We start from the raw sequence: 24,121 nt of genomic DNA, 5'->3' as shown, positions 1-24,121 counted from the left end.
ACAGGCATCAAAGAAGTGGACTATGCCGCTGAGGGACTGGCTGCCTGCCATGAACCGTTTCATCATGGAATACGGCGAAAGGGCTAATGCGTAAAACGGCACTTACACAAAACTATTTACAGGGTCGTGGATATCTCAGAAAGGATCAGGCGCAGCATAGAGTTCGCTGTTACGGAGCATCGCGGTGAAAGGATAAGCTGTACTGTGAGTGTCGGTGTTACCAGTGTCAGTGAGGGTATAACAAACCTTGACGGACTTTTAAGAAAAGCTGACGACAGATTGTATGCCGCGAAAGGGAGCGGACGCAACAGAGTGATATCTGCGGATCAGCCGGAATAGGTCTCAACCCGGTTTCTGCCTTTCTCTTTGGCTTTGTATAGGGCGTCGTCCGCCTTGCGCACGATGTCGTCGAGAGTGTCGCTGTTGTCGGGTATCAGGCTGAAAACTCCTATGCTGACGGTCATTCGGATGCTCTTTCCGTCAACATCCACCAGAATGTTTTCAATATCTCTTCTGACAGTTTCCATGTGTATACGGAGAGAGTTCTCTTCGCCGCCTGTGGTGTAGACGGCAAATTCCTCTCCGCCGTATCTTGCAGACGTGTCGTTCTCTCTCAGAAAATGGTTCTTTATAACATTAGCAGCGCGCTGGAGACAGATATCTCCTGCGACGTGTCCGTAGGTATCGTTGATCCTCTTGAAGTGGTCAAGGTCGAGTATAGCCATAGAGAACCGCACGCCCTCTCTGCGGCAGGTGCCGAATACCTGTACGGCGTTCGATGAAAAGTATCTGCGGTTGTAAAGTCCCGTAAGGCTGTCTTTTTCGCTCAATTCCTGAAGTTTGATATTTGCTTCGGTGAGTTTTGTGTTAACCCGCTTAAGTTTTGTACTCCAGTAGAGCATGACGGCAATGAACAGTGCCGCAATCAGTGCGACGCGGATAAGAAGTGCATAATCTATCCGCTGGTCGTAACGGATGCTGAGCCAGTTACCAAGTATTTTATTCTTTTCTGCCTCGCTGACAGTGTTTATCAGTTTCTGGAATATAACGGCAAGTCTGGGTTCGTCGTTTCTGGCTGCAATACCCATCTCCCAGTCGTGGAGCAGTCTTGCGGATATCTTTATATCGGTTATCTTCTGTTGACTTATCTGATAGCCTATAGAGGGCATAGTGCCGATGTAGCCGTAAATTCTGCCCTGCTGGAGCATGCGGATCCCTTCTTCGTCGTTTTTTACCTCGACGAGCTTAAGTCCCGGGTACTGCTTTTTCAGCAGTTCCGTTATTGCATAGCCTTTGACAGAGCCGATTTTCCTGTCCATTACGCTTTCAAATCCCTCTATAAACGGATCATTAACCGACGTGGCTATTACGTTGGGGACTGTCAGATATGGCTTTGTGAAAGTGAGATATTTGCTTCTTTCCTCGGTAGGCATTGCGAGGGAGAGGATGTCACACTTACGGCTTTTTACAGCAAGCAGCGTCTCTTCCCATGTAGCAGTGGGAACCACAACCAGTTCTGCGGGAAGTTTGGGGCGTATGAGAGCGAAAAAGTCAGCAGCTATACCTGTGTGCTTCTTTCCGTCCTTAAGCTGTTCAAACGGCATCCAGTCCGGATCGACACACATACGGATCACTTTTTTATCTTTCAGATAGCGGATTTCGTCTTCGGTGAAAAGATTCCGCGTGTTTTCCGTTTCCGGTGCTTTGGCGGTTATCCACTGGTTCTCAAGCTGTAGTTTATCTTCCGGTCCTATACCCGACATAGCTTTTTTCATGATGGAATGGAGAAGCGGATACTTCGGATTTATTCCGAAGCGCAGATCTTCCATGTTTATTTCCTGTGTTTTGAAAGCTTCTGCTATTTTCAGATTTACCAGAGCGTATTTTTTTATGACGTTGTTTCCTGCATTTATAGCTGTTATGACCGCATCCAGATTCCCGAACGCGAGGTCGCGCATCATTTGATCCTGCGAAAGATATTTTTTTGCCGGATTTGCAAGCAGTGCGTTCAGGTTCTTTTCATAGAAAATGTCGGACATTATCCCAACGCGCTTGTTTTTCAGCGAATTTATTCCTTCGTATTTGCCGAAATCGTCGCGCACGAAGATAACGTTTGGAACCCTGAAATACTCATCGGTGAAAAGCGTATATTTTGTTCTTTCTTTTGTATAGGTTATGTCCGCTATAACATCCAGCTTCCCTGCGCTGAAATTATGCAGAAGTGCCGACCAGTTGTTAACGGAATAAAGAAAGGTTATGCCCGTCTGTCTGCTTATGATTTCCAGCAGAGAGCGGGTATATCCCGTTACCTCGCCGTTTGAAACGAAGCTGAACGGCGAATAGTCAGGCATAATGCCCACGGAGAATGCCGGACGGGATTTTATGAAAGCTTCTTCCTCTTTTGTAAGCGTCATCTTGTCCGGTTTTGTTATCTCTCTTCCGCTGAAAGTTGCCCAGCATCTTTCAAGGTCGTCTATGTCGGATTTTGGTATTGAGTTAAGAGTTTTGTTTATCACAGAGAAAAGGACGGGGGAGGTTTTTCTTACCCCCAGTCTGAAATCCTCATCCTGAAGACTGGTTATGCCTCCGTTTCCTGCGGAAACGATATTAGGCAGACTGTTTTCTCTGGCTATGAACCTGCCTGTGAGTTCGCTGGCAACAACAGCGTCTGTCCAGCCGAAAGCGAGAGATTTCATAAGGTCTGCATAGTTGCTGTATTCAACAGGTTCAAGCCCCGCATCCCGCAGAATTGGAAGGTAGTAAATATCTTTTGCAACGCCTATTTTTTTGCTTTTCAGGTTAACGGGCGAGTCGGCATTAAAAAATTTGTCATCATTCCGTTTGAAAAAGACAGTCTTTCTGTAGTGGTAAGGTTCGGTGAATAATATTTTATCGGCACGTTCAGGTGTGTAAGATATTTCGTCGATAACGTCTATCTGACCGGCAAGGAATGCATTGTATATATCTGTCCAGTTGCCCATGCGTATTTTGAATTTCAGCCCGGATCCTTTCTCCATCATGTGGAGAAAATCAACTGAAAAACCTTTTTCTGATCCGTCGCGGAAAAAAGAATAGGGTTCGTTGTCGTTGACAACACCCACGACAATACTCTTTTTCTTAGATATATATTCCTGTTCCTGCTGATTGAACAATGGTTTAGCACATGCATCCTGTATGAATGAAAGGACTGATACCGCCGCCAGCAGAACCGGAAATAATAATCTGAGCATAGTGTGGTTACCGTTTGCCTTTTAAGATATAGATAATTTTACACTTTACAAAGTTTAAAATCCACCGAAATATACCCTGAGCGCGTTTTGCGGAATCGAATTTAAATTTTTTTTATTTTAAAACAAGCCTGACTAAACATATGCTTAATGTGTATTTTTCTGAAATATCACACGGTTAACAGGAAAATTATTTAAGAGATTAATTACGTCTTATTTCTTTTACTGCAAAAATTTACATAATTTATCTGGCTTTTTTTTATTCATTTCACATATTATGACTTATACACAAAAGCAACGGAGTATTATTATGGAAACGCTGACATATTCAAACATCTTCGATTATTTTTCTGCCACAACTGGGATAAAGGAATCTGTTATTCGAGAAAAGCTTCGCAGTGACGGGGTTGAATCAGTTTCGTCCCTCCTTCGTTCATTCGGGAGAGAGATGTTTTCAATGGATACGGTTCTCGCTGAAACGCTTACAGATGCGCGGGGAAAGATAAAAATTCTGGATAGCTCCCGTCCTATTTTCAAGCATATTTCTCTTTTGCTCGGTCTGCACAGAGCGGATGAGAATTTTGCGACATCTCCTATCGTGATCGAAATCAGGGACACTGCAATCAAAGGTTCTAGGCATTATATTGCCAAAAGAGTTTCTGACGTGGTGATGGAGGCTGCACAGAAACATCCGGTATTCGGTGCGTATGCTTCTGCGCTTATTCAGAGAGATAAACGCTTTGAAGGACTTGTTAATTCCTCGTTCCTCAAAATGTTTTCATCAACTGCGGGCGTCCGCGATGGAATGAGAATACTTCTTAATATGCAGAACAGCAGTTCTCTGCTTGAAGACACTGCCGCCATGGCTGTGGTTACGGGGAGTTTGATACTGAACATGCAGAAATCTGTATCCGTTCTCAGATCAGATTCCGCTCCTATACAAAATCTTATGAGAGCTTCACTTCTTTTCCATTCATTCCTGAAACATGGCAGGGGGCATCTTTCCGTATGCGCGAAGGATGATGAATTGAAAAGGGCGCTTGAGATATGTTCAAATCCGATTCCGTTACCTGTTTTCGGTGCCGGAAACAGCGAGAATACTATTGTTAAAAGCATTGTAACATCACATGTTTTTATGAAACTGCTTGAAAAAAACGGACACAGCATTTCTTCCGGTGACGCATATGTATCAATGAATTATCTGGCGGATGCCGGATATGCGGACGATTCTGCAGTTTTACGCCTCAGCGGTCTGTTTCTGCCTGAAAGCCGATCAAAAGGGCTTGAGATGGCGCGCAGACTCAGACAGGTATGTAAATTTAAGCCTTTTATATGGGGAGCGCAGGGAAGTCCGGCATCGGTGCGTATGCTTTGCGGAAAAGGGTACTGTTCATACGCGAAGGGCGGCAGGGTGTGTGTCATAAGTGACATAAAGGTCAAAGCCGACAAAGATTACCCCACAGGCATCAAAGCCGGCGATTATTTTCAATGTACAAGATTCTTAAATCAGCTTGAGAATTTTTTAGGATACAGACAGGCAAAAGTCTCTTGAAACCTTTGGTTGTTGATAAACTTATTAAAATATAATGAGACTGCCGCGTCAGCCCGAAGGCTTCCTTGCAGAGACAGTAATTTGCGTCTCCGCGAGGAGCGCAGAGGCGCGGCGATCTGAGTTTTTTATTTATACCGGAGAGTAACCTGCAGACCGTTCCTGTTTTCAAACATAATTGAACCTTTCACCTGACGGGTGAGGGATTTGATTATCATAAGACCGTATGAAGTCTCTTTGCCGAAATCCTCGATACCGTCGATACCGGTACCGTTGTCGCAGAAGATCAGTATCTTTTCACCGTTTTCTTCATAAAACCGGATGAACAGTTCCAGCTTTTTTTGGTCGGTCTTTGCATATTTGACCGAGTTTGTGAACAGTTCATTGATTATCAGTGCGCAGGGTACCGCCTCGTCGAGTATAAGACTTACGTCCTGAATGTCGGTTATCAGTGTTATTTCGTCCGTGTTGTTGCTGGCTCGCAGAAGGTTGTCGAGCATTTTTTCAAAATAGACCTTTGCCCCCAGCTTGGAGAAGCTGTTGGTTTCAAAAAGAAGCTCGTGAGTGAGAGACATCGAGAGTATCTTCAGCACACATTCGTTTATGAAATCTTTTTCCGATGAATCTTCCAGCTCTTCCGCATGGAGCGAGAGCAGACTGCATATCATCTGGAAGTTGTTTTTGACCCTGTGGTGGAGTTCTTTCAGCAGCACTCTGTTCTCTTCCAGTGAGCTGAGTATAAGTTCTTCCGCGTTCAGTTCCTCTGTGATATCGCGGAAAATAAGCACTCCCATGTTCTCGTTGCCCTCATTCTTAAGGGTATTGAAATTGAATACCACCGGAATCACACGCCCGCTCTTGTGTACAAGGTATTCCCGTCTGTTGCGCACTGAACCGCCTTTTCGCAGGCATGAGAGTATTTCGCAGTTGGAATCTGACAGCTCACCATCAGCGTTTTTGTAATGTATCGTGTTGTGGTGATTTTTGTATATCAGTTCGTCAGAATGATACCCTAGCTTTTCCGCGGCAGTGTTGTTTATAAAGAATATGGTGCCGTCCTGATTGAGACCTATGACCCCTTCATTCAGGGATTCCAGAATCGACCTGTGCAGGTCGCGTATATTGGAAAGTTCATATGCCAGAAAGTTTTCGCTGGTCTTGTCCAGAATGGTGACAAAAATGTAGTTCTTATTGTCAAATCTGAGGAAAGATGCATGCATGGTAACGTGTACACGGGTTCCGTCTGCCAGAAGATTTTCACAGTGGAAGGCGGTGCCTTCGTCTGCACTGTTCAGAAAATCAATGTAATCCTCTTCGTTAAAGAACATTTTTCTGATATGCATGCCATGCATTCCGTCCTGCGGGTAGCAGTAGAAGCTGGTCATTGCATAGTTTGTATCCATAATGGTCATGGTGCCGCTGTCCACAAGCATGGTCATAATGTTGGATCGTTTAAAAATAAGCTCATACCATGTTTTTTCCGATGCAAGTTTGTCCATTTCCATGGCTTTTTCCGTGACGTCCCGCGCAATGCCTATCACGCTTTCCGGTTTGCCGTCCAGTCCGTAAATAATCGTCTGGTTCAGGTCGAAAGTAAGCATGGCTCCGTTTTTTGCTTTTATGTTGGCAGTATCGTGTATATGTTTTTTAACATCCTGTCCGTCTGAAAGTTTACTTAAAGAATTTATTCTTTCTCTGTCCGATATTCTTTCAAGGAAATCCGGATTGCCAATGATTTCTTCAGGAGAATAACCCGTGAGACGAATGCTTGACATGCTTATATATTCAACAAAAGGTCTGGGTTTCAGTTTTATGGAAAAAACCATGTCTTTATTGGTTTCCGTAAGCTGTTTCAGTATCATATTTGTACTGTCAAGTTCCGACCGCATCTTTTCAAAGTGCATCATGACTATGCCGAGAGCGGATACCAGTGTGAGAAATACTGTTAGCTGCATGTTTTCGTATGCCGCATAGACATCCTTGTGGGTTATTATGACGGTGAACATCATGATGCTCCATGCGATGAACGATACCCCTGCCACGCGGCTTCCGATGCCTTTTATCTTTCTGATGAGAACCAGCCCCGAAAGCATGAATACTGTACCGGCAAAAGTATAAACTATCGCCACAAAAGCATTTTCAGGGTTGTTGAGACGTATCAGACCCGGCAGGAGGGTCAGAGGAATCAGCAATGACGTGAGTTTTACCGACGGTCCTTTACCGTAAACGAAATGATAAACGCCAAGCCCGATGAATATACTGCTTATGTAGTTCAGAACCATTGAAATGAATATGAAGTCCTCTATTCCGGGAGCTATCATTGGGAGTGAGCGAAAAAGAACCGATATGGAGCTGACGCCCCATCCTATGCTCCAAAGCAGCAGATAGCGTTTGCCCTCGGAATAATAGATGAACAGAAAAGTGAACGAGAGCGTTATTGCTGCTATTATTACTGTCACCGAGTCATTGAGCAGATGGAACATGGTATTATCCTGTTAAGCCGTACAGTATTTCATAACGGCGGACGAGATTGTTTCCAGCGGCAGAACAATATCTGCGGCTCCGGCTTCGATAGCCATCTTCGGCATTCCGAATACCACGCTGGTTCTTTCGTCCTGTGCTATATTAAATGCTCCTGCATCTTTCATTTCTTTCATTCCCTTTGCTCCGTCGTCGCCCATGCCTGTGAGTATTACACCCACCGCATTTTTTCCGACGTATCTTGCACCGCTGCGGAAGAGAACGTCCACTGAAGGTCTGTGTCTGCTGACCAGCGGACCGTCCTTCACCTCGACATAATATCTCGCGCCGCTCCTTTTGATGAGCAGGTGCTTGTTTCCAGGTGCTATGAGCACCCTGCCCGGAAGAACCGTGTCGTTGTCGTCCGCCTGTTTCACTGTGACCCGGCAGATGCCGTCCAGTCTGTTTGCAAACGATGCAGTGAAATTTTCAGGCATGTGCTGGACAATCACAACGCCGGGGCTGTCTGCGGGGAGTCCCTGCAGAAATACGCTCAGGGCTTCCGTTCCGCCTGTGGATGCACCCACAAGGATAACCTTTTCGGTGGTTTTAATCATGGCGTTGCCCTTTGGCGCTTCAAGAACTGCATCGGCTGTGAGTTTCGGAGGTATTTCATGGAAAACGTTGCACATGGGCGACACTTTAACCTTTGCCGCTGCTTTAACCGCATCGCAAACCATTATTCTGGATTCTTCAAGGAAAGCTTTCGTGCCTGTTTTAGGTTTTTGTATGATATCCACAGCACCGCATTCTATTGCTTTAAGTGCGGTTGCGGAGTTTTCTTCCGTAAGGCTGGAACACATCACCACGGGAATGGGGTGCTGGCACATCAGTTTTTTCAGGAATGTTATGCCATCCATTTTCGGCATTTCAACGTCAAGAGTGATGACATCGGGAACGAAAGTTTTCATCCTTTCTGCCGCGGCAAAGGGATCGCCGCAGGCAACAACAGTTTCTATGACCGGATCGGACAGCAGTATTTCAGTTAATACCTGCCGCACGACCGCTGAATCATCAATAACCAGTACTTTTAGTTTTCCGTTTCCGCCCGGCATATGTTATAACCCCTGTATTTTTGATATCTTTCTCAGGTAAACAGTTCCTGTATCAAGTGAAAAGTAAAGCTTTCTGGTAAACTGTCCTCCCGTGTCGCTGGACGTTATAGTATAGCCCAAACTTTTCAGAAGTGCGATTGACGCTGAAATGTTTCTGCTGCCTATGCCCGCATCTTCGTCTGTTACCGTAAACATATTGCTGCCGCCGAACAGTTTAACTTCTATTTCTTTTTTGTCTGCTCCGGCGCCAAGCATGGTTTTATTCATATAAAGCACCGCGCAATCGACATATTTCATTATGTCCTCCCCTCGCTTGATGGATTCTGTTGAGGAGGGGAGCATGCAATGGCTCATCATGCCTATGCCCAGTCTGCGGACGTACATTGTTATGCTGACACACGAACCCAGTACGGTGTTCACCACCATAGGCGTATCAGCATAAAATATCTCCCCCGGTTTCAGATAAAGACTTTCGGCATGGTTTATCATTCTCAGATCCTGTAAAAGACAGTTGGTGCCATGGTGCTCAGAGGAAGATCCATTCCGTGGATTGATTCTGAATGTCCTAGGAACAGACAGGCTCCTTTAAGCATATAATGGCATATTTTTCCAATTATCTCATACTGGGTCTGATGATTAAAGTAAATAATCACATTCCGGCAGAAAACAACGTTCATTTCCACAGGAAGGTTATAATTGTCGTTCATAAGGTTCAGTCTTCCGAATGAAACCTTCTGTCTCAGCTCCGGTCTGATGCGTACCAGACCTGAAGTCTGATCTTTGGAACGGAGCAGATATTTTTTTTTCAGTTCATGGGGGATGCCCAGCGCCTTTTCTTCTGTATAAACGGCTTTTGTTGCGCGTTCAAGCACCGAATAGCTTATGTCGCTGGCATATACCCGAAAGTTGCCTTTGACTCCGAAATATTCCGCCAGCACCATGGCGAGTGTATAGGGTTCCTCTCCTGTGGAACAGGCGGAACTCCATACGTTCAGAGTGTTTTCCATACCATATCCCTGTTTTTCCAATGCAGGAAGTACTTTCTGCGTAAGAAATTCAAAGTGATTCGGTTCGCGGAAGAAGTCTGTTTTGTTTGTTGTGATGGTGTCGATAAGATTAAGCTGTTCCCTATCGGCATCGGGGTTTGCGCTGTCAAAAACCAGCGCAATGTATTCCCCGTATGTCGAAAGGTTCAGAGCTTTGAGCCGCTTGCGGATTCTGCCTTCGACCATGTCTTTTTTAGTCAAAGGCAGTCTGATTCCGCATTTTTCTTGTATATATGTCTGGATGATGCCGAATTCTTCGGATGTCAGCTTCTGAGTGTAGATGTCGTGCATCAGTTCTGCATCCATGATTACGTCCTTATTCGTGATTTTCTTCTGCGGGCAGCTGTTGTGTCTGGCTTATGACCGACAACTCGCCCATTGAAAACACAGCATTTACATTGAGAATAATCACGAATCCGCTTTCGCGTTTTGCCATGCCGGCTATGAAAGCGGTATTGAGCTGTGTGCCGATTTTCGGCGCATCTTCAATAACGTTATCTTCAAACTCCACAACCTCCTGCACTGAATCTGCCAGTGCTCCCAGAATAGTGGATTCGCCGTCTATCTGCACTTCGACTATTATTATACATGTGTTGACACTGCGCTCCGTTGCGCCCATTCGGAACTTCTTTTTCAGGTCCACAACGGGAACAACGTTTCCCCGCAGGTTAATGACCCCTACCATGAAATCAGGCGTATGGGGAACTTTTGTCACGCTGGAAAAGTCCAATACTTCCCTTACGGACATTATGTCCACCCCGTAAACCTCTTCCGCCAGTCTGAATGTCAGAACCTGACAGACGGTGCTGCCCTTTAAGGCTGTATTTTGTTCCATGTCTTACTCCTTTCAGAAGCTTTCAAAGTCAAGGTCCAGATTATCTTTCTTTCCCTCTGAAAGGTCAAGGTGTACACCTTCGCCGTCTTTTTTCGCGGCGGGTTTATTTGCCGCCATTGTGGGTTTATCTATATGCTTGGCAGTGAGTGCTGTTTTTGTTGCTTTTTTTGTAAGCGATGCGTATTTGGCGCTGAAACTTCCGTCCCCTTTCATCTTGAAGAACGATACTGCATGCTGAAGGGATTCAGACTGGCTGGAAAGCTCTTCCGCAGTTGCCGCCATCTCTTCGGATGCACCCGCGTTGCGCTGTATCACCTGATCAAGCTGCTGAATTGCAGTATTTATCTGTTCGCCGCCTGTACGCATTTCGCTGCTGCCTGCGGTGATCTCCTGAACAAGTTCCGCTGTTTTCTGGATATCGGGCAGTATCTGGGTGAGAAGCTGTCCCGCACGCTCCGCTATCGCCACGCTTGATGATGAAAGCTCGCTTATTTCTCCAGCCGCTTCCTGACTGCGTTCGGCAAGTTTGCGAACTTCCGCTGCAACTACCGCGAAACCTTTTCCGTGTTCGCCCGCTCTTGCCGCTTCAATAGCCGCGTTCAGTGCAAGCAGATTTGTCTGGCGTGCTATCTCTTCTATGATGGATATTTTGTCTGCTATCTCTTTCATCGCCTTGACAGTTTGCTGAACAGCCTGACCGCCCTCTTTGGCGTCGCCTGCCGCTTTCAGCGCTATTTTTTCTGTCTGAAGAGCGTTGTCTGCGTTCTGGCTGATGTTTGATGCCATCTCTTCCATTGATGCGGATGCTTCTTCCGCACTTGCCGCCTGTTCGGTTGCGCCCTGCGACATATCCTGTGCGGCACTTGAAAGCTCTCTGGAACCTGCGGCAACGTTGTCGGCGGATGTCCGTACGTCTGTTATGATGCTTCTGAGTTTGCCTACCATATTTTTGAGCGCTACGGCAAGCTGACCCACCTCATCTTTCTGATCAACGTCAAGCTGTGCGTCGAGGTTTCCTTCGGCAAGCTGCTGCGCGAAGTTAACACCTTTAAAGAGCGGACCTGTGATTGACCTTGTGAGCAGGAAACCGATGAAAAGTCCGAGTGCAATGCCTGCTACAGCGAAAATCACTATCATCGTGATTGCGCCTGCAATTTCGCTCATCATCTTTCCTTTCTGGTCTTCCGCTGTTATGGTGACGACCTCCATTGCCGTTCTTGCGTTCTCGATAAGAGTTTTTTCAATGCTTACCTGTTCTTTTGTTTTCGCAAAATATGAGTCGATGGCAGTTTTGTATTCGCCAAGCTCATTGACCAGACTTGATGTCAGTTCACCGGGGTGTTCTGCTGCTAATTTACGGGCTATTTCCGCTGTCTGCTCATAGTTGTCCTCGTACTGCTGAAGGTACTGTTCGTTCATCGATATTATGAATTCCTTGCCTGAAAGTCTGACCTTAAGGAATTCGCTGATGAGCTTCTGAGCGTCAATGGAGTTGAACGTTGCCATGGCTCTGTCGGATTGTTTTATCAGATTGGAGGACAGCATGTTCACATCTGTCATGATTTTTATCTTTTCTTTTTCCAAAATAATGTATTTATCAAATGATTTGATGTATACATCAGCGTTGGACATTATATCGTCCATCTGTTTCTTGTTAGTCGGATCTTGCAGCCTTTCTTTCAGCCGCTGGGCGGTGGCTGTCAGTTCCTGTGATTTTTTATCTACAAGTTCTGCTGCAGAGAAATCTTTCCGCATTATAAAGTTTTTTTCCTGCTGTCTGCTTTCCAGAAACAGTTTAACAATCTGGTTCAGGTCGTTACTGTTCTCGGCACGGTTCTCTACTTTTTTAAGACCGCTGAAACCCATGTACCCTGAAAGGATTATCAGGATGATAAGAAGTCCGAAGCCTATAAAAAGCTTCAATCCGAGTTTAAGATTCTTAAGCATAATTGCCCCCGATAAAAAAATTATTCGATCCCTGTGTATATTTTCTGAACATCAACAATGAGCGCCACGGAACCGTCGCCAAGTACGGTTGCCCCTGAAATGCACTCAATGTCCCTGAAAGCCTTGCCAAGTGATTTTATAACCGTCTGATGGTCACCAACCACATTATCAACGACAAAACCGATGCGCCTCTTCTCTATCTCTATTATCACTATCTGCTGAATCTCCGGCGCCTCTTCGCGTATATCAAAAAAACTGCGCAGATGAACGTATGGGATGAGTTCATTGCGAACCATTATGATTCTGCGTCCGGAACTGCTTTTATGTGCGGCTTCATTGAACTCGATACATTCGTTAACTATTGAAAGGGGTATTATGAAGAACTGTCCGCCTATGACAACGAGCAGTCCGTCGATTATTGCAAGCGTAAGGGGCAGTTTCAGTGTTATTGTCGTACCTTTGCCCTGAACGCTTGAAATGTCTATCGTGCCGCGCAATGATTCTATATTTCTGCGAACCACGTCCATTCCCACGCCTCTGCCGGAGACGCTGGAAACCTTTTCCGCTGTGGAGAACCCCGGAGCGAATATGAGGTCGAAAACCTCTTTGTCAGAAAGTTCTGAATTTTCAGGAACCAGTCCTTTTGCTTTCGCCTTTTTCAGCACGGCATCTCTGTTGATACCATTGCCGTCGTCGGCTATCTCAATAAGTACGCTTCCGCCGGAATGGGTTGCTGAAAGAGTTATGTGACCTTTGTGGTCCTTGCCTGCCGCGACGCGTTCCTGCGGTGTTTCAATGCCGTGGTCAATACTGTTGCGGATGAGATGCACCAGCGGATCGCCCAGTTTTTCTATTACAGTTTTGTCTATCTCTGTTTCGCCGCCGTGGGTGACAAGTTCAATCTCTTTGCCGAGTTCCGCGGACAGATCGCGCACCAGCCTTTTGAATTTGCTGAATGTTGAGCCTATCTCAAGCATACGGATACTCATGGTGTTGTCGCGAAGCTCCCAGACGAGCCTTTCCACCTCTTCGGCGACTTTGAGCATCTCCTGATTGTTCTCTTTAACGGCTATCTGGCTGAGCCTTGCCTGAACTGTTACAAGCTCGCCCACAAGATCAACCAGAAAGTCCAGTTTTTCCGAAGGAACACGAACGGAAGATATATTTTCTGCGGCAGCTTTCTGCTCGCGCACGTTGCGAACATGCTGCTGTTCTTTCAGTGCCGCATCCAGAGCATCCTGCGATACAATACCCTTTTCAACCATGACCTCGCCGATGAGTTTGCGGCTGTCCATCAGAGATGTCAGTTCTTCATGGGAGATATCTCCCTTTTCAAGGAGAATTTCGCCTATTTTTTTAAGGCTGTCGCTTCCGCCTGTAAAATCATCTATAACACTGATATTGATCTCACTTTCGTCCTGAACAAATATAAAGACATCGCGTATATCGTTTTCTGTTTTATTTGTTGTGAGAATGATTTCCCAGTATGTATAACATTTTTCCGGTTCCATGCTGTCCAGAAGAGGCATGTCGGTTGTCAGGGCGGATACGCTGGCTTCTCCGAGAGATGCGACCTCTTTCACCAGAAGTTCGGGGTTTGAACCGAAAAGGAGTATATCTGCTGAAGGTTTGAACGTTATGCGGAACGTTGTCAGGTTCTGACTGGTCAGAAGCTCTTCTTTGTTAACCGGTTCGCGCTGTTTCTTTACAGGTGCCTGACCGCCCGTCTCCGTAAAAAATGCGGATATTTTGAGCGCAAGGGGTGAATCCGCCTTCATAGACGGATCTGTCAGCATCTCTTTTATTATGTCGCATGCCTTCAATGAGTAATCCAGCATCGGTTTTGTTATCCCCAGTTTGCCGTTGCGAACCAGATCGTATGATGTTTCTATGCTGTGCACCAGTGCTGCGATGTTCTCGAAACCGAACATCGCTCCCGACCCTTTTATGGTGTGCATGGCACGGAAAACCCGCGCCACCAGTTCCATATCTTCGCTGTTGTCCTCAAGCTCCAGAAGGGACTGTTCAAGCTCCTGTAAGAGCTCCGTCGCCTCCTGAATGAATACATCCTGATGCACGTCCGTTGACATATGTCACCCCAAAACTTTTTTAGTAACCGTAACAAGCTGTTCCGGCTGAAAAGGTTTAACTATCCAGCCTGTTGCTCCTGCCGCCTTGCCTTCCATCTTTTTGGAATCCTGCGATTCAGTAGTGAGCATTATGATCGGAGTGAAGCGGAATTCGGGCTTGGCCCGAAGCTCTTTTATCAGGGTGATGCCGTCCATGTTGGGCATGTTGAGGTCGGTTACCACCATGTCGATCTTCGAGCCGCCCGTTTTAGCGAGCGCATCCTTGCCGTCTGATGCCTCGATTATGTTATATCCTTCTTTTGTAAGCGTAAATTTAACCATCTGCCTGATGCTGGCGGAATCGTCCACCGTAAGTATTGTCTTTGCCATTGTTCTAACTCTCCATAACCATTGTACATGTGCCGAATTTATCTCTTGAACATCCTTTGTGCCGGACGAAACCTGTTGCGGCTCCTTTTTTGAGCAGTCCGTTCTTGCCTGTAGACAATATGAACTGTTTTCCCTTTGCTGTGAAAGACCTGTGCGCACTGCACATAAGCTGAAAGAACGTCATATCAACATCCTCGATTCCGCTGACATTCAATGCCGTATCCATTTCTTCGTTCACGGCTTCTTTGAGTAGCGAGCATAATTCTGATGCATGCTGAACAGTTATGTCTCCGGACAGTGTGAGTATAGCGTTCTGCCTGTCTTCTGTTTTTTCGATATGTATGTTCATGATTCACCTCATTTCCTTAAAACAGCTCTACGTTGTCGTTCGGTTTATGTTTTCCGGAGTTCTTCCTGTTTCCGGTTGTTGATACATTTTTCATAAGATCCCGCTCTGATTCCATTGTATAAATGCTGTTCAGGTGGTCTGTAAGCTCCCGAACGTTGAGTCCTTTGCCTATTCCTGAGATGTCTTTAAGACCTCCTGATATGGTGTCTATGTCGCATTTCATTATTCCTAAAGGGTCGATGACGTGTTCAATTCTCTGTCTGTTTATGTCCTGATACTGCATGGAGACCACCATTGCGTTGATATCCTCCGCAAGCTGCATGGAGCTTTGCTGGAGTTCGGTGATGATCCCGTGTGAACGCTCCAGTGCCTCGTCAAGTCTGTTAAGTGTGCTGTCAACATCTTCGTGGGCGTCAGAGGTCACCTTTGTGATATTTTCCACTTCTTTCGCTGACTGACCGTGAATGGTGCGTACTTTGCCGGAAATGCTGTCCACTGCCTTTTTTATCTCGGTTGCGAACTCGTTTGATTTTTCGGAAAGCTTGCGTATTTCATCTGCAACAACGGCGAACCCTCTGCCGTGTTCACCGGCTCTTGCCGCCTCGATAGCAGCGTTAAGCGCCAGCAGGTTTGTCTGGTCAGCTATATATCCGACGTTGGCGACTATTGTGCGGATGTTCTCCACCTCGGTCATAACCTCGTTAAGACTTTCGTTGGATCTTGTAGCGTATTCGCCCATCTTCTGCATTTCTGTAATGACACTGATAAGGGTGTGGCGGCTGTTCTGTACAAACCCCTGACCCTCTTCACCTGCGTCGCCTGTGAAGCTGGACAGTGCGTCGCCCGCCATCCTTGACTGTTCCATCGCCTTGTCAACAATTCCGGTGAAATTGCCGCTTATTGTATTTGTGGCATCCTCGCTGTCGGAGTTCACACTTTTCAGCTGTTCCTGAAAGACTGTAAGAAGGGTTGCGTAGTCGTCCAGCACCTTGCTTACCGGGGTGAACTTATTGTTTATCGAATCTGCCAGATTGTCGCAGCTTTTTCTGATCTCCTTTTCCGCTCTGGTCTTTATGTCGTTCGTCATCAGCTTCAGCACAATGAATGTGGCTGAGAGAAGCAGTGCGCTGAGAGCGTATCTCAGCGCCGCCGAATCAAGATAGAGTACGCCTGCCTGAATCAATGTGATGATTACGACAACAGCCGCCTTGTTCTTATTGATATAATTCATTTTGGCCTCCGGAATTCTTAAGGGAACCTTCGGTCTTTAACATCTCAAGAACCTGACCAACCAGTTTGTCGTGGCTGAAAGGCTTCTCCATGACCTTTATTTTTTTTATGTGAGAGCAGAAAAACCTGAGATCGTAATCCATGTACCCGGTAACAACAATCACGGGAATGCTGACTTCGTTCTGTATGAAGAACTCAAGAATGTCTATCCCCGTCAGCCCGGGCATCATTATGTCCAGTATTATGAGGTCATACAGACTTCCTGTCGCCATGCTGAGGATTATGTTTCTGAGTCCGTCGGAGCCGTCCTGCTCGTCCGTGACCTGAATACCCTCTCTTTTCAGGGCGATCTTCACGCTGTTTCTGAAATGTTCCTCATCGTCTATCAGAAGTACTTTTTTTCTCATGGTAAATTATACGCAACGTTCATGCCAAAATAAAAAATCTTATTTATCAGTGTATTGATTTAAAAGGTTAAACAGAGAAGTGTTAATCAAAGTTGACAACAATGTTTTAATATGGCTAACTCACCTATATAAAAAGATTTTAAGTGTAAATTAAAGTTGACACATCCATTTTTGTAATGAAAAATTATACATGCATCGTGTTTATTTTGTGACGAGGCTGCTATGGCAAAGAGAATATTGATTGTTGAAGATGAAGCTGTTATCGGAATGGATATAGCTTCCAGACTTGAACGTAACGGCTACACAGTTGTCGGGCTTGCTGTTGACGACGAGGAAGCTCTTGCTGTAATTGACAAGGAAAAACCTGATCTGATGCTTATGGATATCAGTCTGAAATCCTCTGTTGACGGTATAGAGCTTGTCACACAGATACACAGGACAGAAAAGATACCTGTCGTGTATATCACAAGCTATTCAGACCCGGCAACCATCGGCAGATCTATGACCACGTCTCCTTACGGATATATCATAAAGCCTTTTACGTCGCAGTCGCTCCTTGCCACGGTTTCTTTATCTTTCACAAGAATCGAGCTGGAACGCACGACGATGGAGAAGAGCAAGCTTGTTCAGAGCGTGCTTGAACACACATCCGACGGAATTGCCGTCGTTGACGAGGATTATACTGTCACTCTCCTCAATGAAACGTTCTGTAATATAGCCGGTATGTCTACCTGTGCCACGGGAAAAAATATAAGAGACGTTCTCGGCGGATATACTCACGGTACATATTCCTCTGTTATCTGCCTCGATAACGGCAAAGAGAAAAAGACAGCCGTTATGGGTGTCAGCCGCTTTAACAGCGGAAGTATTGTCACTCTCACCGACATAACCCAGACAGAGCTTTTTAAAACTGAACTGAATATTGCGGAGAAGAAGTTTGTCAGCATTTTTCAGAAAAGATTTATACCCGGACTGATAGTATCTATGGACGGTCTTATTATTAAAGACTGTAATGAAGCCCTTATGCGTCTGTATTCTCTGGCTTCTTCATCGGAAGGGGTATCGGTTTCGTCGCTTGTCGGGGAATCCGCAGCATTAAAGATTTATGACCTTGCCAGAGACAATGCTTATTTTGAGCTTCCGAGAGTTGAACAGGTAAGCCGTTCGGGAAGAACTTTCATTGCGGATTTCAGAGGCAACGTTATCTCCGAAGGCAGTACCGAATTTATTATGATAGATATTGAGGACGTTTCCGAAAAGGTTCGTCTTGAGATCATAGAAAAAGAACTTAAAATGCGCATGATACAGACCAATAAGATGGCGGCGCTGGGGACACTTGTTTCGGGCGTTGCCCATGAGCTTAATAATCCCAACAACTTCATAATGTTCAACAGCTCTATAATCAAAGAGTATCTCAACGATTTTGTATCTCTGCTGGACGAGATGGAAGAGGAGAGAGGGGAGCTTATGATCGGCAATACTCCTTATTCAGAGGCAAAGGGCGATATACTCCAGCTTCTTGAAGGCATCTACAAAGGTTCTGAAAGGATAAGGGATATTGTTCTGGATCTGAAAAGTTTTGCACGTCAGGACACTGTTGCGGCTCACCAGCTTCTTTCGGTCGAGGTTCCTCTCAAAGCGGCAATACATATGCTTGCACATAAAATAAATAAGAGTACCGACTGTTTTGCGGAAGATATCGAGCCGAACCTGCCGCCCATTATGGGCAACAGCCAGAAACTTGAACAGGTTTTCATCAATATAATCATGAACGCGCTGGAGGCAACCCCCGGCAGACATCTTCCAGTGTCGGTCAGGTGCTTCGTCAGGGGAGGGCATGTTATTGTCGAAGTTAAAGACTGTGGTATCGGTATCCGGGAAGAGGATATTCAGCGCATTACCGAACCGTTCTTTACCACGAAACAGGCGGAGGGCGGAACTGGACTTGGACTTTCCATCGCTTATACTATCATTCAGGATCATAACGGCGGTTTCAACGTGACATCCGAAAAGAACAAAGGAACCGTTGTTACGATAAGCATCCCCGCCGGTACTTCTGTATGACATCAAAAGTCGTTATCATTGATGATGAAAAGATGATAACCGATTCCTATGCCATTTTTATGAAAAGAAACGGCATAACTGACTATGTTATCCATAATGACCCAAGAGAGTTCGTTGCGACCATAGATTCTATTGACCCGATGGCTGTTTTTATCGATCTGCAAATGCCTTATCACTCAGGGGAAGAACTCCTTGATATGATAAAAAAACGGTACCCTGCGGCATCGGTTATAATCGTGACAGGAAACAACGACGTCAGTACGGCTGTGCGCTGTATACAGAACGGAGCGCTGAACTTCCTTGTTAAACCTTTGGACAGCGACAGATTTGCAGCGGCATATCATGCGGCAGTGAATGCTTTTCAGATGCATAAGGAGATAGAGGCTCTCAGAAGCGCCCTGCGGACAGATGAAAACAGAGATCTGATTGACTTCCACGGAATTATGACTGCCGACGGCAGGATGAAAGACGTTTTCAGGTATATTGAATCAGTCTCAAAAAGTAGCTTTCCGGTGTTGATCACTGGCGAAACCGGCGTCGGTAAAGAACTATTCGCTCGCGCTGTGCATGAATGCAGCGGACGAAAAGGGCAGTTTGTTCCCGTCAACGTAGCAGGACTGGATGACACTATGTTTTCCGACACCCTGTTCGGTCATGTTAAGGGAGCTTTCACAGGTGCGGATAAATCAAGACAGGGACTTGTTGCCGCGGCAGAGGGCGGAACTCTTTTTCTGGACGAGATAGGCGACATGGCGGAGAGCGCACAGGTTAAGCTTCTCAGACTTCTGCAGGAGAAAGTTTATTCTCCTCTCGGATCGGACAGGTATATGACAGCCAGCGTCAGGATAGTTGCCGCTACAAACGCAGACCTTGAGGAGAGCGTGCTTTCGGGGAAATTCCGACAGGATCTTTTTTACAGACTCTCCACTCACAAACTCTTAATTCCGCCGCTGCGTGAAAGGGTATGTGATATCGAACATCTTGCTTTTATGTTTTACAACAGAGCGTTAAAAGATGTGGGGCTTGAAACCGTAAACAGTATTCCGGCATATATTGTAAACATGCTGAAAGGTTATAATTTCCCCGGAAACGTGCGCCAGCTGCAGGCAATTATGTCTGATATGGCTATGGTTTTCGGCGACAGGAAGCCTTCCGAATATGAAGCGGCATCTTTTTTCAGCAGGCACGGACTGAAAGTGAACGGTTCGTTGAACACGAATGTTAAGACATTTTCATATTTTGGTGACTTCCCTACTTTAAAGGAAATTGAACATTACGTTGTCGACTCGGCACTGAAAGAATCGGATGGTAACATCAGTTCGGCGGCAAAACTATTGGGAATAACACGTCAGGCTCTGCACAAGCGTCTAAAATCTAACTGATAATCAATAATTTTTTTCACTCTGATATTTTATGAATATTATGTAATTGAAATATTCGGTAAAATGCATATTTGTACTTATTGTAAAACCCTAAAGTTTAGTATGATGAATTGTGATATATGCCTAAGTAAAACATATAGATATTCAATTAACACAATATATAAAAAACAATCTTCGCTAGTACTTGATATATAGTAAATTTAATGTTTGATGAATTCGGTAGTATGCTAATTTTATGAACTTGGGTTAAAAATTACGGGCATATGCCAATTAGCCCTAGTTAAGTTATATTTGACATCTGAATTTTATTTGGTATACTTTGTAAAAAAAGTAATGACCGTGTAAATTTTTAATGACCGTGTAAAATGACCGTGTAGATTTTAATGACCGTGTGTTTTGAATTTTTGATTGAGCAAAAAACCTGCGCTTATCAGGCATCCTCTGTAAACAATAGAATGTCTGATGACACAGGCAGTATTTGACATAAAGCAAAAGGAGGCTAAATTTATGTCGAGAAGAATTTTATTTCTTTTAATGCTCGCTTTCACCTGCGCGTTTATGCTCGTAGGTTGCGGCGACGACGGCTCTGACGGCAAAAATGGCGTTGACGGTTCTGACGGAACTGATGCCACTCTGCCTAAAGTTTCTTCTGTTGAACAGTGTTCCACATGTCACAATGACATCGAAGGTACACACTACACTGCTCAAGGTGAAACTGAAGGTGATCTTCAAGTTTCCGGTACTCCCACGATTGTTAACAATGAGGGAATCCTTGAAATTCACTTTAAGATTACACACCTTGACGGCAAACCCTATACAGAAGGTTTTGTAAACGCTACAAACGGTTACAATGCTAACCTGTATGCAGCTCACCTTACAGCTACTGGCTGGGTGAACTACGCTGGTGGAACAAACGGAAGCACAACTATATCCACTACCAACAGAACTACACATGTGTACTCTGCTCCCGGTGCTGCGTATATCGATGAAACCGATGCTGCCAACGGTGACTATGTTGCTAAATATGCTGACACAACGGTTGCCAGCGTAAGTACAGCTCTTGACTATGCAGATCTTTTTGCTAACAAACTGAACCGTTTCGTGTTTTACTCAAGAGTTTATGCTCATGACACCAACGGCGACGGTGTTGTTAATACAAGCGACCAGCAGTCAACTATCAACCTTGTTATTGACACTACACCCGATGGTCTCGGTTCTATGTCAGGAGGTACTCCCGCTTTCAGCAGAGACTTCGTTGGTCAGGAAGCATGCTTCAAATGTCACAACGACAAGACCGGTATAGCTCACGGCGGTAGAAACGATGTAAGATACTGCGAAGTTTGCCACAACACTAGCGCATTCGGCGTTTCAAACCCCAAACTCGACCTGCCCGCTCTTGTTCACGGCATCCACAACAGCCATGAAATGGGCGAAGACGGATTCGAGTGGGATACTGACGAATTCATCAAGATCGGATATCCTCAGTCTATGGCTAACTGCGTAACTTGCCACAACAGCACTCCCAGATACACAGCAGTTACAAACACTTCATATTTCACATATGACACTTGTATGACTTGCCACTCTGGCTGGGATTCATTCGGCGATGCTGTAGTTCCTTCTTTCCACAACAGCATGACAGCTGCTAACACAGATCCTACTTCTTGTAACGACAGCAATACCTGCCACGGTGGTGCTGCTCCAGACCGCACTTTCTCTGACCTTCACGGTGAGCTTGAAAAACAAAGAAGCACTGACGTTGCATACTCTATCGACAGCATAACTTTCAATGCCGACAAATCCACTACAGTAGTTTGGGGAGCATTCCACGACACTGATGGCGACGGCGTTAAAGATGTTGACGAAACAGTTATCGACGTAAGCAAAGCTGCAGCTACAACTGACGGCGATCTGCTTTTCCTTCAAACTTACAAAGAAAGAATCGTTGACGGACTCGCTAAATCTGACGGCGTTAGAATCCTTGTTGGATACTATGGCCAAGGTTCAGACGATGTAGTTGTTTATGATGAAGTAACTTCTGATACAATCAAAACTGCAGGCACAGACGCAACTAAATCCGGTTACACTACTTACGCTGGTGGCGTTGCCACTACTAAAGTTGTTCCCACAGCCGCTAACCTTACTAACCTGACAAAATACAACGTATCTAAAGGTATAGTTGGTATCATCGGTATCCCGTGGAAATTCAACGAAGACGATGACACATACTCTAACGTATATGTTAAGAGCGTTACTTCTCAGTTCAACACCGACAACACTGCAGCCAACACTGCAGCAGCTGCTCGCAAAGCAGTTATAGACTACACTCAAGGTTGCTATGACTGCCACGGCGAAAAAGTTGGTATCGCAATCCACGGTTTTGACGAGCCTAGCGCTGAAGCTCACGGTTTTGACGAGCCTAGCGCTGAAGCTCGCGGTTACACAGCAATCGGTAACGTAGATGCTTGTAGAATCTGTCACGTACCTAGCGTAGCTGCAGGTCACTATCCTCAGCAGTCTAGATCCATCGACTCTTACCTGCACGCAATCCACGTTGGTCAACCTACATTTGCTTCTTACGGATCTCACACTATCGAGTATCCTCAGAACATAGCAAACTGTCAGAAATGCCACGTTGCTGGTGCTTATGAAGTTCCGGATCAAACTAAATCACTTGGTGGTATCGTTGCAGCCTCTGAAGGCGGCACTACTGCTGACCAAGCAGTTTACGGTCCCGCAGCAGTTGCATGTGGCGGTTGCCACAAAGGTGCAGCTATCGCTGCTGGTAACTCCGGTGAAGTTGCAAGCCTTAATACACACTTCAAAACATTCGGCTACAAAGTTCTGACTGCAGATATGCCCTATATTGATGTGTTAGACGCAGTGTTTGAACTTCTCGACTAATATGATGAACAGGATTTGTTCCTGTTGACCTAAATTATAAAAGCTCCGGCTTCGGCCGGAGCTTTTTATTATTAATTAATTCAATAATAAATTAAGTTTACAACCAGTTACTTAAAAACACCCTGAAATTATCTTAAAAAACCGCGGTAACGTTTTCTGAATATTCAAATTTTGCTATCTTAATAAAATTTACAATTTAGGACACATGTCAGGCTATCTTATGTTGACAATAACCGGAACCTATTCTAGTCTATGGCAATGGCCGGATTTTAGGCTGTGTTAATCATCTATATTTTTTGGAGCTGATGATGAGAATATATTGTTTTATTGCCGTCATGGTCTTCAGTCTCTTTATGACCTGCGGATCGGCAGGGGCAGCCGTCACAGATGGTGAAAACTGCATGATGTGCCACAAGTACCCCGGACTGACCCGCGTCAATGACGAAGGTTATCTTCGGGTGTTCTATGTCGATGCGGAGAACTATGCGCACACTGTCCACACAAAGGTCAAGTGTACAGGTTGTCACACCGACATAAAAGAGATCCCGCACAAAGAGATGAAACCTGTTGACTGTTCAACCGAATGTCACGTCAAAAACGCTGGCTCGGAAAAACCCTTCTCCCACAAAAAGATCGTTGAAACCCTTAAAAAAAGTATCCACAACCCCGACAACCCTGATGTAAGGGCGCGCATCGTAGAGGATTTCCCCTCCTGTACGAATTGCCACAAAAACCCTGTATACAGGTTTGACCCGGGCGATGTAGAGACTGTAAGCGAGGCGAGACACAAAGAGCGTGTTCTTCAGAAATGCGCCGTTTGCCACGACAACAACGTTGACTACAAGTATTTCTTTAACCACGTCACACACAGGATAAAGAACCTTGCCCCTTCAGAGGATGTTGTTAAAACTTGCAGCAAATGTCACTCCAGAGAGGAGATGGCAACCAAACATAAAATGAAAAACGCCGCTGCAACATATCTCGATACGTTCCACGGCAAGGCTGTTGAGTTCGGAATGCCCCCACTCCAGCGCGGAGTCGTTTTCGTTTTTACATGCTGTGACGCAGCCGTTACACTCGATGCAGCGTTTGGTGTCACACAAAAATTTCATGACTGCCATAATGGCTTATCTCCTCATCAAGTTGG

19 protein-coding genes and 1 pseudogene are annotated in these 24,121 nt (G+C 45.4%); 5 read left to right on the top strand and 15 right to left on the bottom strand.

Translation table 11 applies throughout. The features are described from left to right. Positions 1–126 precede the first annotated feature (126 nt). The gene (locus LRY47_RS11295; RefSeq protein WP_295225463.1) at positions 127–339 is read left to right on the top strand and encodes a diguanylate cyclase; all 213 of its coding nucleotides are present in this window, start codon (positions 127–129) and stop codon (positions 337–339) included. Here the strand turns inward: LRY47_RS11295 and LRY47_RS11290 are convergent. Beyond that, on the bottom strand, positions 327–3,230 hold the full coding sequence (locus LRY47_RS11290; protein ID WP_295225461.1) for a transporter substrate-binding domain-containing protein: 2,904 nt from the start codon (positions 3,228–3,230) through the stop codon (positions 327–329). The two genes, LRY47_RS11295 and LRY47_RS11290, sit on opposite strands and share 13 nt — an antisense overlap. Before the next feature lie 307 nt (positions 3,231–3,537). Between LRY47_RS11290 and LRY47_RS11285 the strand changes: the two genes are divergently transcribed. Next, a complete protein-coding gene (locus LRY47_RS11285; RefSeq protein WP_295225458.1) occupies positions 3,538–4,779 on the top strand; it encodes a hypothetical protein in 1,242 nt (413 codons plus the stop codon). A gap of 125 nt (positions 4,780–4,904) precedes the next feature. On the opposite strand, the gene LRY47_RS11280 is transcribed toward LRY47_RS11285, so the two are convergent. The 11 genes from LRY47_RS11280 to LRY47_RS11230 are packed head-to-tail and all read right to left on the bottom strand — an operon-like array spanning position 4,905 to position 16,624. Beyond that, positions 4,905–7,259: a PAS domain S-box protein gene (locus tag LRY47_RS11280; protein ID WP_295225455.1), complete on the bottom strand. Its 2,355-nt coding sequence runs from the start codon at positions 7,257–7,259 to the stop codon at positions 4,905–4,907. Between the two features lie 12 nt (positions 7,260–7,271). Then, a complete protein-coding gene (locus LRY47_RS11275; RefSeq protein ID WP_295225453.1) occupies positions 7,272–8,351 on the bottom strand; it encodes a chemotaxis response regulator protein-glutamate methylesterase in 1,080 nt (359 codons plus the stop codon). Positions 8,352–8,354: 3 nt separating this feature from the next. Next, positions 8,355–8,840 carry a chemotaxis protein CheD gene (locus LRY47_RS11270; RefSeq protein ID WP_295225451.1) on the bottom strand — a complete coding sequence of 162 codons (486 nt, stop codon included), beginning with the start codon at positions 8,838–8,840 and terminating at the stop codon, positions 8,355–8,357. Between the two features lie 2 nt (positions 8,841–8,842). Next, positions 8,843–9,703, bottom strand: a complete 861-nt coding sequence (locus LRY47_RS11265) for a CheR family methyltransferase (RefSeq protein ID WP_295225449.1) — start codon at positions 9,701–9,703, stop codon at positions 8,843–8,845. Positions 9,704–9,713: 10 nt separating this feature from the next. Then, positions 9,714–10,232: a chemotaxis protein CheW gene (locus LRY47_RS11260; protein ID WP_295225446.1), complete on the bottom strand. Its 519-nt coding sequence runs from the start codon at positions 10,230–10,232 to the stop codon at positions 9,714–9,716. 12 nt (positions 10,233–10,244) lie between these two features. Then, positions 10,245–12,179, bottom strand: coding sequence for a methyl-accepting chemotaxis protein (locus LRY47_RS11255; protein ID WP_295225444.1), 1,935 nt, complete (start codon positions 12,177–12,179; stop codon positions 10,245–10,247). A gap of 20 nt (positions 12,180–12,199) precedes the next feature. Beyond that, a complete protein-coding gene (locus LRY47_RS11250; RefSeq protein WP_295225441.1) occupies positions 12,200–14,269 on the bottom strand; it encodes a chemotaxis protein CheA in 2,070 nt (689 codons plus the stop codon). A 3-nt stretch (positions 14,270–14,272) separates the two neighbouring features. Further along, a complete protein-coding gene (locus LRY47_RS11245) occupies positions 14,273–14,638 on the bottom strand; it encodes a response regulator (RefSeq protein WP_295225438.1) in 366 nt (121 codons plus the stop codon). 4 nt (positions 14,639–14,642) lie between these two features. Continuing rightward, entirely contained in the window at positions 14,643–14,987 is a 345-nt protein-coding gene (locus LRY47_RS11240) for an STAS domain-containing protein (protein ID WP_295225435.1), read from the bottom strand. A 16-nt stretch (positions 14,988–15,003) separates the two neighbouring features. After that, the gene (locus tag LRY47_RS11235; protein WP_295225433.1) at positions 15,004–16,218 is read right to left on the bottom strand and encodes a methyl-accepting chemotaxis protein; all 1,215 of its coding nucleotides are present in this window, start codon (positions 16,216–16,218) and stop codon (positions 15,004–15,006) included. After that, positions 16,202–16,624: a response regulator gene (locus tag LRY47_RS11230; RefSeq protein ID WP_295225432.1), complete on the bottom strand. Its 423-nt coding sequence runs from the start codon at positions 16,622–16,624 to the stop codon at positions 16,202–16,204. Before LRY47_RS11230 ends, LRY47_RS11235 begins: the two co-directional genes overlap by 17 nt. 222 nt (positions 16,625–16,846) lie before the next feature. Here LRY47_RS11230 and LRY47_RS11225 point away from each other — a divergent pair, with 222 nt between their 5' ends. From LRY47_RS11225 to LRY47_RS11215, 3 genes are all read left to right on the top strand, one after another. Then, the gene (locus tag LRY47_RS11225) at positions 16,847–18,688 is read left to right on the top strand and encodes an ATP-binding protein (RefSeq protein WP_295225430.1); all 1,842 of its coding nucleotides are present in this window, start codon (positions 16,847–16,849) and stop codon (positions 18,686–18,688) included. Continuing rightward, on the top strand, positions 18,685–20,070 hold the full coding sequence (locus tag LRY47_RS11220; RefSeq protein WP_295225427.1) for a sigma-54 dependent transcriptional regulator: 1,386 nt from the start codon (positions 18,685–18,687) through the stop codon (positions 20,068–20,070). The genes LRY47_RS11225 and LRY47_RS11220 overlap by 4 nt, the downstream gene beginning before the upstream one ends. Before the next feature lie 507 nt (positions 20,071–20,577). Continuing rightward, positions 20,578–22,974, top strand: coding sequence for a hypothetical protein (locus tag LRY47_RS11215; RefSeq protein ID WP_295225424.1), 2,397 nt, complete (start codon positions 20,578–20,580; stop codon positions 22,972–22,974). A 287-nt stretch (positions 22,975–23,261) separates the two neighbouring features. Here the strand turns inward: LRY47_RS11215 and LRY47_RS14200 are convergent, their stop codons facing one another. The 3 genes and pseudogenes from LRY47_RS14200 to LRY47_RS14190 all read right to left on the bottom strand — a co-directional run. Continuing rightward, positions 23,262–23,525 (bottom strand): hypothetical protein, encoded by a 264-nt coding sequence (locus tag LRY47_RS14200; protein ID WP_366043687.1) that lies wholly within the window; start codon positions 23,523–23,525, stop codon positions 23,262–23,264. Between the two features lie 24 nt (positions 23,526–23,549). Further along, a complete protein-coding gene (locus LRY47_RS14195; RefSeq protein ID WP_366043685.1) occupies positions 23,550–23,834 on the bottom strand; it encodes a hypothetical protein in 285 nt (94 codons plus the stop codon). A gap of 159 nt (positions 23,835–23,993) precedes the next feature. Beyond that, positions 23,994–24,095, bottom strand: a pseudogene (locus tag LRY47_RS14190) (formate dehydrogenase); the annotation flags it as partial. Positions 24,096–24,121 lie beyond the last annotated feature (26 nt).

The organism is Seleniivibrio sp. (assembly GCF_021209385.1).
GTDB lineage: Bacteria > Chrysiogenota > Deferribacteres > Deferribacterales > Geovibrionaceae > Seleniivibrio.
This window is presented reverse-complemented; position numbering and strand designations above follow the sequence as displayed.